This window comes from Mesorhizobium sp. WSM4850 (assembly GCF_055811735.1).
In genome coordinates this window covers 21,708-33,798 of sequence record NZ_JBVVPV010000027.1, presented here as the reverse complement: position 1 = coordinate 33,798, position 12,091 = coordinate 21,708, and the positions used below count along the sequence as shown (strand labels likewise).

8 protein-coding genes are annotated in these 12,091 nt (G+C 61.3%); all 8 read left to right on the top strand.

The window, feature by feature from the left end; all coding sequences use genetic code 11:
- The first annotated feature begins 52 nt into the window (after positions 1–52).
- Complete coding sequence (locus tag AC0L2Z_RS22800) at positions 53–670, top strand: PilZ domain-containing protein (protein ID WP_473629357.1); 618 nt, start codon at positions 53–55, stop codon at positions 668–670.
- A gap of 268 nt (positions 671–938) precedes the next feature.
- The gene (locus AC0L2Z_RS22795; RefSeq protein ID WP_473629356.1) at positions 939–1,547 is read left to right on the top strand and encodes a transglutaminase-like cysteine peptidase; all 609 of its coding nucleotides are present in this window, start codon (positions 939–941) and stop codon (positions 1,545–1,547) included.
- 470 nt (positions 1,548–2,017) lie between these two features.
- Positions 2,018–2,443, top strand: a complete 426-nt coding sequence (locus AC0L2Z_RS22790) for a globin family protein (protein ID WP_027154472.1) — start codon at positions 2,018–2,020, stop codon at positions 2,441–2,443.
- Between the two features lie 852 nt (positions 2,444–3,295).
- A complete protein-coding gene (locus AC0L2Z_RS22785) occupies positions 3,296–3,874 on the top strand; it encodes an OsmC family protein (RefSeq protein ID WP_287237622.1) in 579 nt (192 codons plus the stop codon).
- 65 nt (positions 3,875–3,939) lie between these two features.
- The gene (locus AC0L2Z_RS22780; RefSeq protein ID WP_287237620.1) at positions 3,940–5,172 is read left to right on the top strand and encodes a flavin-containing monooxygenase; all 1,233 of its coding nucleotides are present in this window, start codon (positions 3,940–3,942) and stop codon (positions 5,170–5,172) included.
- Positions 5,173–5,182: 10 nt separating this feature from the next.
- A complete protein-coding gene (locus tag AC0L2Z_RS22775) occupies positions 5,183–6,394 on the top strand; it encodes an NAD(P)/FAD-dependent oxidoreductase (protein ID WP_473629355.1) in 1,212 nt (403 codons plus the stop codon).
- Positions 6,395–6,415: 21 nt separating this feature from the next.
- Positions 6,416–6,862, top strand: coding sequence for a MaoC family dehydratase (locus AC0L2Z_RS22770; protein WP_287253010.1), 447 nt, complete (start codon positions 6,416–6,418; stop codon positions 6,860–6,862).
- 397 nt (positions 6,863–7,259) lie between these two features.
- On the top strand, positions 7,260–11,951 hold the full coding sequence (locus tag AC0L2Z_RS22765) for an alpha/beta fold hydrolase (RefSeq protein WP_473629354.1): 4,692 nt from the start codon (positions 7,260–7,262) through the stop codon (positions 11,949–11,951).
- Positions 11,952–12,091 lie beyond the last annotated feature (140 nt).

The following is a 12,091-nucleotide window of genomic DNA, read 5'->3' as shown; positions in this document are numbered from 1 at the left end:
GGCGAAGTTCCTCGCATCAACGCGCGGAATGCCAAACGGGGTGTAGGCAGTCATGAGGTCAGCGGCGGTCGACACCGCGCCGTCCCAAGCTGAAAGGCGCAACTTTCAGCGCGTCCGCGTGAAGATCTATGGACGCTTCATGCTGGAGGATCGCACCGAACATCCGTGTCAGGTGGTCGACATGTCGCCGGGCAATGTAGCGCTTCGCACCGAGCGCATCGGCATGCCGGGCGAGAAAGTCATCGCCTATATCGATCACATCGGCCGCATCGAAGGCGTCGTCACCCGTATCCTGCAGGACGGTTTCGCGATGACGGTCATCGCGTCGGAACGCAAGAAGGACAAGCTTGCAGCGCAATTGACCTGGCTTGCCAACAAGCACGAGCTCGATCTGCCGGAAGACCGCCGCCACGAACGCGTGGCGCCGCGCAATCCGACCAGCGTGCTTCAGCTCGGCGACGGGCGCCAGTACCAGTGCCGCATCATCGACCTGTCGCTTTCGGGCGCCGCGGTCGAGATCGACGTCAAGCCGGCAATCGGCACCCAGGTCATGCTGGGCACCATGCGCGGCCAGGTGGTGCGCCATTTCGAGGACGGCATCGCCATCGAGTTCGCGGTCATCCAGAGGCCGGAAACGCTCGATTCCGAATTCAACGCATCCGGCACCTGACAAACAGCGCACACTCCCGCAATCGACCGGCCCATTTCGGCCGGTTTTTTGTTGACTCGCGCCGGCCAACGCAGCCTGCCACCGATGCCGCACCAAGGCGCCGCGCCGCGCCGATGTGATCCCCGCGAAAAACGCCTCAACAATTTTATACTGAAATGATTCAAATTTTATGTTTATTCTATGGGCGTTTTACTTAATGTCTACTTCGAGCCTTTGCGCCGAATAAATCCAATCGTGTCATTGTCTCCTCAAACGGGGAGACTGGACGATGAAGAAGACGAGGGGCAAGCTGTTGCTCTTGGCAATGGCGACGCAGCTTACCGCCTGGGGAACAGCGTATGCAGCGGGACCTGCCTTCATGCACACCGGCAGCCGCACCACACAGCCGGTCGGCCATTACGAGTTCTGCCAGAAGATTCCGCAGGAATGCAATCAGCGAACGCCGAAGCAGGCGCCGATCGAACTGACCCGCAAGCTGTGGGCGAAGATCGTGAGCATCAACAATTCGGTCAACAGCAGGATCGCGCCGCGCACCGATATGGAACTGTGGGGCAAGGAAGAGGTCTGGTCCTATTCCAACAGCGAATTCGGCGACTGCGAGGACTATGCGCTGGAAAAGCGCCGCGCGTTGATGAACATCGGCGTTCCGGCCGGCGATCTCTTGATGACGGTTGCGCGCCAGCCGAACGGAGACGGCCACGCGGTGCTGACCGTGCGCACCAGCCTCGGAGAGTTCATCCTCGACAATCTCGAAACCAAGGTGCTGTCCTGGACCAACACCGACTACACCTATCTGAAGCGCCAATCGAGCCAGAATTCTGGCGCTTGGGTAACGATCAACGACGGCCGCTCCGGCGCGGTTGCCAGCGTCCGCTAAGGACGCGACGCAAAAGCCCGGTCGAGCCCCACCTCCCCGTCCCCAACGACCGGGTTTAGGAGCCGGCCCAGTCCCCGGGCCGGCTCCACTTTTTCAAGCGGTACTAGGATCCTGGTGAGTGACAAATCCTACTTGCGCGTCGGGAATGGCGGGAGACGACCGGTGCGGACATTGCTCCGATTGCGACAAATTCAGCGGCGCAATAAGCTTCGGCCGTGAGCTACCAGGCGATGAAAAATCGAGTGATCTGTGATCAGAGGACTGTTCGGGAATGTTTCCTAGACGCTTGGTTTCATTGAGAGGTTTCCGGGCACCGTCAGGACACAGAAGGAATCTGAATACACTGAGCGCAAACCGAACCTCAATTGAGACACAACTGAAACACATCGACGCGCCGGACGACATGTATGCGAAACGTTTTGGGCGGATGGTCGAGCCGCAGGCAGGCCAGGAGCGCAGGAGCGTCGCCAATGACACCCGACCAGATTCGACTTGTTCAGGATAGTTTCCACGAGGTCCTCCCGATACGCGTGGCAGCCGCGGCTCTGTTCTATGAACGCCTGTTCGCGATCGACTCGGATCTTCGCGCACTGTTTCTGGCGAGCGACATGCCCAAGCAAGGCGCAGAGCTGATGGCGAGCCTGGGCTCCGTCGTGCGCGGACTGGATCGTGCCAACACCGTCCTTCCGACCGTACGCGAGCTCGCCAAGCGCCATGGGGCTTGCGGTTTCAAGGAGCATCATTATCCGATCGTCGGGCAAGCGCTCATCGACACGATGGCGGCCGGCCTCGGCACGGCCTTCACGCCGGCGGTCGGCGAGGCTTGGGAGGCAGCCTATGCGTTGCTCGCAAGTGTGATGATCGCGGCTGCTCGCGAGGATCAGCTCGCAGCGTGAGGCATCCGATGCCGGAACAATCGGCACTTAAGTTAGCGATGTTCGCGCTTTGAAACCAAACGCGCCCGTGGCCCAGCCCGGCGGCCGCGATTGACAGTGGCTGTCGATTCCCGTGGTTGCATACGCAATTTAACGGATCCATTCCGTCGAATTCGACCATAATTCGACGGAGGCTCAAACGCTCACTCCCCTGGTCTTATCGCAACCTCCTCTAATTGACGGCGCGAATGGTCGCGTCGCGAGGATGAGGATGAGGATGAGGATGAGGATGAGGATGAGGATGAGGATGGAGAAAAAACGACCCCTATCGATCACGCAAACTATTCCGCCTCGAGAGACAGGCTCGACGCTATCGGCTTCGCCAAATCCGCGATCCGCCTGGCCTTCCGTGCATTGAAGATGCGCAGCGAGCGAGTCGCGCTACATTCAACGCCCGACTTATCTGCTCAACGACATGTGCATCGGCCGCTCGGAGATCGATCACGTCAAGTCCATGCGGTTTACGATTGCCAACAGCGCTCAACGCGGTCGCTTGAACGCGAATGATGCTGATCCACATTGACTCGGCCTGGTGAACAGGCTCGGCTCGACGGGCGCGAGAGGTTGCCCCGAAGTCGGGCCAAGCCTTCAACATAAGAATTATTCAACCGCGCAATCCTGGGCGATCACCTCGCCGGGGGTTTTGGCGCTTTGAACAAGGCCCACGTCTCGCAGATCGTTTCGTAGCGTGGAAGCATGTGGATCAGCAATTCCATGGCAAATTCCACGAACGCAACCACCCTCGTTCAAACGCAGCGCCGTCACAAGGAAGCGGTCCGGCAAATTCGCCGCACTATTCACTTGGAGAAGACGATGCAACACACCACCAAGGCCTCAAGGCCACCGTTGAACGGCGTCGACACGCCGAACCTTCTGGCAACGATCAACTTTGTCGCCGGCCAGCCTGAATTGGCCAAGTTCCAGTTCCGCGTCCACAACGAGTGGGTCGAAGGCACCCACAGCAAGAGCGTCATGCTCGGCTTCCACGGCGCCGGCCAGGAACAGAAGCATGCCAAAGCCTATTACGCCGACAGCGACCACCCGGCCGTGCTGTGCGGCGCCGATCACGGGCCCACCCCGGTCGAATGGCTGCTGCATGCGCTCGCCAGCTGCCTGATGGCGGGCGTCGCCAACATCGCCGCGGCGCGCGGCATCAAGCTGACCAAGGTGCAGTGCTCGGTCGATGGCGACATCGATCTGCGCGGCATCCTCGGGATTTCCGACGAGGTCCGAAACGGCTTTCAGAACATCGCGGTGGCGTTCGAAATCGAGGGCGATGCGCCGTCCGAGAAGCTCCAGCAATTGGTCGAGCAGACACGGGCACGGTCCGCGGTCTTCGACATGCTGACGAACGGTGTTTCCGTTTCGGTCGGTGTCAAAACCATCCAGTAATCCACCCGGAAAGGCGGTTCGGACGGGTGTCTGAACCGTCACCCTCCAAAATTGATGGAAACAATATGGAACAGGCTGACGTTGTCATCGTCGGCGCTGGCCAGGCGGGCATCGCCTTGAGCCATTGCCTTCGAAAACGTGGGATCTCGCATGTCATTCTGGAACGCGGGCGCATTGGCGAACGGTGGCGGTCCTCGACATGGCGTTCGCTCCGCCTTTTGACGCCCAATTGGCTGAACGCGCTGCCAGGCTCCCCATATTGTGGCTCCGAACCCGACGGCTACATGAGCCGCGACGCGTTTGTGGAAACCCTGGTTGGCTATGCCCATCGATCGCAAGCGCCGGTGCGCTCGTACGTCGATGTCTTGTCGTGCGAACAGGATGGGCAGGGCTTCAGGCTGCGGACGACCGCCGGCGACTGGTCGGCGAAAGTCGTCGTTGTGGCCACTGGTCATTGCGACGTGCCGAGCATGCCCTTCCCCCTGCATACCAGCGCGGACCAACCGGTCAGCATCCACGCTTCGCAGTACCGAAGTCCCGACCAGCTTGCGTCAGGCGGCGTGCTGGTTGTCGGCGCATCGTCGTCGGGCGTCCAGATTGCCGACGAGCTGCGACGCAGTGGCAGACGCGTAATCCTGTCCGTCGGCAAGCACACGCGTTTGCCGCGCATCTGGCGAGACAAGGATATCTTCTGGTGGCTCTACCATATGGGATTCATGTCCCAGCGGCTGGACGATTTGACAGATCCCGACAGCGCCAGACGACAGCCTTCACTTCAACTTGCCGGTCGGGCGGATCGCTCCAATGTCGATCTGGCGACCCTTCAGGGCATCGGAGTCGAACTCACCGGGCGGTTGAAAGGCATCTCGAACGGGACAATTGGCTTTGCCGATGATCTCAAAGATAGCATCACGGCGGCGGACGCCAAGCAGGACCGGCTCCTTCGCCAGGTCGACCAGTTCGCGGGTCACAAATCCATGGCCGGCGCCCCCGCCCCGATCGAGCTGCCGACGAATTGCCTCAAGCGCCTGTCGTTCGCGAACGACGACATCGGCACCATCATATCGGCGACCGGCTACAGCCGCTCGTTTTCATGGCTGAAACTGCCCGTCATCACCGCCGATGGCGAACTGGCCCACAAGGCCGGGATAACGACCGTCGCCGGCCTCTATGCGCTTGGCTTTCGCTTTCTGCGCAAGCGCGATTCCAATTTCATTGGAGGCGTTGGACCGGACGCGCAAGCGATCGCCGACCATGTCTCACACTATCTCGGTCAGAGCGGCCTCAAGGCAGCATAAGGACATTCCGATGCTTTCCAATGTCGTCCCCGCACATTCTCACTACGACGCCATCATTGTCGGCGCGCGCTGCGCCGGAGCCTCGACGGCAATGCTGCTCTCCCGGGCAGGATTGCGGGTGCTGGCAGTCGACCGCCAGTCCTATGGATCTGACACTCTGTCTACACACGCGCTGATGCGACCAGCCGTCATGCAGCTTTCGCGTTGGGGCCTGCTCCAACCGTTGATCCAAAGCGGTGCGCCGGTGATCAGGTCTACCACTTTTCACTATGGCGAGCAGGAGGTCACGGTGCCCATTCGGCCCGAGCCAGATATTCCGGGCCTGATGGCTCCACGCCGCACGGTGCTTGATCGCATGTTGGTCGATGCAGCACGAGCCGCTGGAGCCACGATTATGCATGACACACCGGTCCATGATCTCATGTTCGACGCACATCGCCGTGTTCGCGGCGTCACATTGAGAGATGCCGGCGGCCAAACTCGCGAGATAAGCGCCGATATCGTGGTTGGAGCAGACGGGCTCGGCTCGTTTATCGCTCGCAAGGTCGAGGCACGGACGCTGGTGCAGGGGCGGTGCTCAGTGGCACATGTCTTCGGCTACGCCCCGGCGCCGGCGTTCTCGGGATACCACTGGTATTTCGGCCGGAACTTATCCGGCGGCGTGATACCGACGAATGACGGGCTTGCCTGTATCGTCGCATCCGTTCCGACCGAGCGGTTCGACGCGGAGTTCCGTTTCGATCTTTCCGCCGCACAGCTTGCCCTGGCAGCGCTGGCACCCGGATTGGGATCGCGGGCCTTCGGCAATGGTGGCGAACGTCTGAAGGCCTTCCGCGGCACGCCCGGCCGATTGCGGCAGGCATACGGCCCTGGCTGGATGCTGATCGGCGATGCCGGCTTCTTCCGCGATCCGCTGACCTCGCATGGTATTTCCGACGCCCTGCGTGATGCCGAAGGGGCCACGACGGCAATACTTTCCTGTCGCGCGTCCGCATTGCGGGAGTTCCAGGAAGTACGCGACAGCCTCGCGCTGCCCATTCTTGAGACCACGGACGCCATCAGTGCCTTCGACTGGTCCCTCGAAGAGCTACCTGAACGCCACAAGCGCTTCAGCGAGGCGATGAAATCCGAAGTCACTGTGCTCTTGGCCCGGGCGGCGCGCGATCGCGAGGTTCCGCCTCTCCCGCAAGGGCTAGTGACGTCGCAGCTAGAGGCAATCTGAAACACAAAACGGAGCAAGGCTATGCAAACGACCATACGATCCGGATGGTCCGGAGTCCGGTTCGGACAACCGGAACTCGGGGCCAGTGCAGAGCGAAGGCGCATCACTCGGGCTAGCGACATCATTGCGTTCAGCGACATGACCGGCGACAGAAACCCACTCCACTACGATGATGTCCTATCCGCCCGCACCGTATTCGGCCGTCTCATAGTTCAGGGCGGTGTCACTTCCGGCCTTCTCAATGCTCTGGTGGCCGAGGACTTACCAGGACCCGGCAGCGTCTTTCTTGGCGTCGAGTGGAAGTTCCTCAAGGCCGTAGGTATCGGCGAGGAGATCGTCGCACGCGCGGAGGTGCTTAGCGTGCGGGAAGACAAGCCGATCTGCACGCTGTCAACCACCGTCGCAAACTCGGCAGGCGAGATTTGCCTGTCCGGCACGGCAACAACCTACACTGTGCCGCTCGATTAGCCGCCATAGGCTGCCGGGCGGCTCCGCATTTCCATGCTCTCCCACACGCTGTCTCCAACGGGCAGAACGCATGTTCGAGGAACTTAGCGGAATGGTCCGCTGCAAACCAAGGAGCCAACTTTATGAACATCTCATTCGGTATCTATGCAACCCCGACATCCACTCTGTGGAAAGACATCCGCAAAGGTCCGCCGCTCGAGGCAGTCCGGGAGCATCTCGACCGGGTGATTAACTTCAGACGCCTTTGCGAGATCGCTCGCAGGGCTGAGGTCCGGTGACGGAGTACGGGTCAAATGCGATGGCGGGCGTGAAGACACGTCCGCCATCGGTTTGGGTATTGCGAACCCAAATGCTTCGTCGCTAATGTAAGGCCGACCATACGGTTAGGACAACCGGATTGAGCTCGGCCTTCGAAGTAAGGGTCTTTGGCGACCTCACGGTTCGCCGTGACGGCGAGCCTGTGGCCCTAACGCAATCGCGCAAGACGCGGGCGTTACTCGCCTATCTGGCCGTGCAGCAAAAGCAGCAGCGCCGCGAGTGGCTTTGTGAGATGTTTTGGGACGTCCCTGATGATCCTCGGGGCGCGCTGCGTTGGAGCCTTTCGAAGCTGCGCCAGATCTTAAACGCTGACGGCGAGACCCGGCTTGCGGCCGATCGCAACGTGGTCCAACTGAAGCCGGGATCGATCTGGCTCGACTACGATCTGATCAGGAGCCTGTCGGCCGATGCGGTTGGTTCGCTGCCTACAGAGCGTCTGGAAGCGATCGCTGCGGCTTTCGCCGGCCCGTTCTTGTCGGACCTCTATCTGCCGCGCTGCCAGGCGTTCGAGGCTTGGCGCGTCTATTGTTCGAACGAGACCGAGATTCTGCACCTGAAGGCGCTACGCGCCCTGATCGATCGCCTGGGCGACGAGCCTGAGCGGGCGCTTCCCCACCTGCACACACTGCAGTCACTTCTTCCGGACAATGATCTAGCAGACGAGATCGCCCGCATTAACGATCAGGCTCGACTGACCGTCGCCGCTGCCCCGATCCGAAGTGGCACGACGGCTGGACCTGTTGGCCGGCCGGCCCCCGAACCTCCGCTGACGGGGCCTGTGCCCGAACCCGTCCCATCGCCTTCGACGAAGGTTTCGTCAGGTAAGCAGCAGATACGCTACGTCAATGCCCGCGATGGCACCCGGATCGCCTATGTCATCAGCGGATCCGGGCCAGCGATCGTGCGTGCCTCGCACTGGATGTCCCATCTCGACTTCGATTGGGAAAGCCCGGTTTGGGGACATTGGATCCACGGCCTGTCCAGCGGCTTCACGCTTGTACGCTACGACGGGCGCCTGAACGGCCTTTCCGACACAGTCTGTGAGGATGTGTCTTTCGATGCATTCGTCGACGATCTCGAATGCGTCGTAGAGGCCGTGGGCCTCGACCGTTTCGTCCTCCTTGGAATATCGCAAGGCTGTGCTCTCTCGGTCGAATACGCCATTCGCCATCCCGAGAAGGTCGCGGGTCTCTTGATTTGGGGGGGATATGTTCGTGGATGGCGAGCGCGCGGAAATGCGGCGGAGATCGTCAGACGCGAAGCAATCTCGGCGTTGATGCGTCAGGGCTGGGGTCGGGACGATCCATTGTTCCGCCAAATGTTCACCAACCTGTTTATACCGGGCGCCAATCGCGTGCAGATGGATTGGTTCAATGAGCTGCAGCGCCGGACACTCACGCCGGAAAACGCGATGCGGTTGAGCTATGTCTTTGCCGACATTGACATATCGCGATCGCTTGAACGGCTGCATGTGCCAGCGCTCGTGCTGCATGCCAACGGCGACCGGGTCGCGCCTTTCTCGGAAGGTTTGGAGCTCGCCAGATCGATAACTGGTGCCCGCTTCGTCGAACTGGAAAGCGCCAATCACATCCTTCTTGCCGAGGAACCCGCGTTCCGCAACTTCATTCTCGAGGCGTCGACATTTGCCAACGAGGCGCTTCAGGCGCAAACGGTCGTTGCGGTCGACCCGAGGACCCGGCGACAGGCAACGATCCTGTGCGCCGATTTCCAATACGCCGAACCGGTGATGGAGAACCTGCCTCCCGATGTCGCGCTGGAGCGGGTCGACCCCTTCCTCATGCAGGCCACCGCACTCGTGCGCGACAACGGAGGAACGGTTCTGACGATTTCCGAGAACGACCTCGTCGCGTCGTTTGGTGCGCCTGAGCCGCTCGAAGGACATGCTGCACTTGCCTGCCGGACCGCACTCGCGCTGCGCGAGCTCGCGCTGCGCCATGGCGATTGGATGACCGGCGTTCGTGCTGCCCTGGACACAGGCATCGTGATCGTCAGCCCGGCACGTGACCGGGCTTTGGAGGTGCGCGGCGGGCCGGTGTCCGTGGCCCATACGCTGAGCCAGGCGTTGGGGCGCGATCTCGTGGTGGCAACCGCCAGGACCCGGGCATCGGCTGGCGGCTTCGTCAGTATGGAAGCGCTGGCAGCGCCACTTCTGTCGGAATACCCGAAGAACCAGCGGCTCTTTGAAGTGATCGAGATCAGGCGGGGCCGCTCGCGCTGGCAGTTGCGCGCCGAAACGCAGCTGTCGCCGTTCGTCGGCCGCGAGATGCAACTGCAGATTCTGAACAAGGCCTGGCATGAAGTATTCGACGGCGAAGGTCAGACGGTTTTCGTGGTCGGCGATCCCGGTCACGGCAAGTCGCGTGTCACGCATGAATTCGTTGGGGCCATCCCTCACGATGATGCTGAGAATCTGGAGGTCGGCGCGCTCGAAACGGACCTGCGCAGCGGCTTCGTCGTAATTCGGAAACTGCTGCAAACCCTGTTCGGCGTGGGCGACACCGAAGCGCCGCCAATCGCAATCGAAAAGGTACTGGCCGCGCAAAGCGCGCAAGGCTTCGATGAGCGGCTCCTCGATCCGATCATGGCAGTCATGGAACTGCCCGTTCAGGATCCGAACTGGGCTATCATTTCTGGCCAGGAGCGATCCCGGCGCATGCAGGAAGCAGCGGTTGGGCTTCTGCTCTTCCTTGGCCGCGAGAAGCCCGTCGTTCTCCTGGTCGAGGACCTTCATTGGATAGACGCCGAGAGTGAGGGGGTCCTGGTGCGGCTGGCGCAGGCACTGCCCACTGTCCGCTGTCTGCTTATCCTGACCTGTCGACCCGAATACGATCGCGGTGCCTTCGCCGCTGCAGGACCTTCCGAAATCCGCCTGCCGGCGTTCAATACGGCCGAAGCAGCAGCATTTCTTGACTACCTGGTTGGCAGGGACCCTGAGCTGGCGCAGCTCCGCGGTGCAGTCGGGGATGCGTGCAAAGGCAATGCATTGTTCCTGGAAGAGACCGTCCGCGCTCTCGCCGAGACCGGCAAGCTGGAAGGGCAGCCGGGCCGCTACCGGCCTTCTGGCGAGGTCGACGAGATCGTCGTTTCGGCGAGTATCCAGACGATCGTCGACGCTCGCTTCGAACGTCTCGACAAGGATTCGAAGCGGGTAGCCGAGGTCGCCTCGATCTTCGGCGGAGAGATTCCGGTGCCCTTGCTACGAAGGATGGCGACGCTGTCGAGCCTGCGCTTCGATGCCGCCCTCCAGAATTTGAAGAAGGCCGATCTCCTAGTGGAGCTTCAGGTTTTTCCCGAGGCTTTCGTCCGCTTCAAGCACGTCCTCATCCGAACTGCTGTGTCCGGACGTATCGTATCGTCGGCGCTCATTGAGCTCCACAGGACTGCGCTTGCCGAATTGAAGGCCCATTACGCGGACCGGCTTGATGAGCACAGCGAACGCCTGGCCAGACACGCGCAACAGGCTCACCTCTGGGTCGAAGCCGTCGGCTATCTTCTGATCTCGGCTCGCAAGGCGATCAGGCGGTCGGCGCACGTCAGTGCACTTGAGCAACTGGACCTTGGGGTCAGGCTGCTGAGGAGCAACGATGTCGCCGACGCCGATGAGCAAGAGATCGAGTTCCAGCTCGCGAGGGGCGTGGCCCTCATGGCGGCCCGTGGCTGGGGTGCGACCGAAGTGCTCGCCGCGTTCGAGCGCGCCGAGGAACTTTGCAGTAAGATCGGCGACCAGGCGCGTCTGTTCACGGCGCTGCGCGGGAGAGCCCAATACTACATGCTTAGCGGTAAGCCGGCAGCGGCGCAGGAACTGGCCTGCCGATGGGCTGGCATGGCTAAGGACGACAGCGATCCCGGTCTCGCGATCGAGACCGAGCACATGTTCTGGACAAACAATTTCTTCCTTGGGGAGACCGCGGCGGCCCAGAACCATGCGGAACGCGCCATCGGCCTCTACGACCCCGACCGCGATCATTATCTGACGTACAAGTACTCCGGTCATGACCCGGGCGTCTGCTGCCGCTGCTTCTCGGGATTGTCAGCCTGGCTGGCCGGCGAGCCGGATAAGGCAAGGCTACGGTGCGAAGACGCAACCGGGCTCGCCGGACGTTTCGAGCATCCGCTGAGCATGGCGCTTGCGTTTTGGGGGACCAGCTACCTCCATATGTTCGCGGGGGAGCCTGAGGCCGCGCTTCGGGCGGCGGAAAGCGAGTTGCAGATAGCAGAGAAGTTCCAGTTGCCGCTCCTTGTCGGCCAAGCCGCGTTCCAGGTTGGATGGGGGCAATTCCGGCTTGGGGAACGGGGGGCCGGCCTGCGCGGCATGGAGGAAGCTATATCTGCCATTCGCCGGACCGGCGCTGAAATGGGGCTGCCCTATCTGATAGGCCTTTACGCCGAAGCGCTGGGCGACAGCGGCAGGCTGGACAGCGCTCGCAAGTCGGTTGAAGCTGCCCTCGAGCTCGGCCGCTACAACGGAACCTATTTCCAGCTCGCCGAAGTACTTAGGATCGAAGCCTGTATCCGCGAAAAGAGCGGTGGCGGACCTGACGAGATCGAGAAGATGCTCCACAAGGCTGCGAACGTCGCCACCTTGCAGCGTTCCGCGATTGGCCAACTGCGTATCGCTGTGGAACTCGCTCGCTGTCTTCGAAGCCTTGGAGATGTCGAGAAAGCGCGTGAATTTATCGCGCCTCACGGCGAGCTTGTCGGTAAGCTCGACGACAGCCAGGATGCGCGGGCGGCGCGTGAGTTCTTCTAGCCAACGTGGCTACGTGACGCGTGCCCAGCAACCGCGCCGCCGCCACTGCGGCTGAATAAGCATCCGGCTACGCTAGGTTTTCGAAATCCAGTATGCGTCGGTGAAGCCGACATATACCTCACCTCGCGCTGAAACCGCGT

Coding starts and splice junctions, on each gene's coding strand:
- AC0L2Z_RS22775 (WP_473629355.1), top strand. CDS start 5,183: ATGCTTTCCAATGTCGTCCCCGCACATTCTCACTACGACGCCATCATT.
- AC0L2Z_RS22770 (WP_287253010.1), top strand. CDS start 6,416: ATGCAAACGACCATACGATCCGGATGGTCCGGAGTCCGGTTCGGACAA.
- AC0L2Z_RS22800 (WP_473629357.1), top strand. CDS start 53: ATGAGGTCAGCGGCGGTCGACACCGCGCCGTCCCAAGCTGAAAGGCGC.
- AC0L2Z_RS22780 (WP_287237620.1), top strand. CDS start 3,940: ATGGAACAGGCTGACGTTGTCATCGTCGGCGCTGGCCAGGCGGGCATC.
- AC0L2Z_RS22790 (WP_027154472.1), top strand. CDS start 2,018: ATGACACCCGACCAGATTCGACTTGTTCAGGATAGTTTCCACGAGGTC.
- AC0L2Z_RS22795 (WP_473629356.1), top strand. CDS start 939: ATGAAGAAGACGAGGGGCAAGCTGTTGCTCTTGGCAATGGCGACGCAG.
- AC0L2Z_RS22785 (WP_287237622.1), top strand. CDS start 3,296: ATGCAACACACCACCAAGGCCTCAAGGCCACCGTTGAACGGCGTCGAC.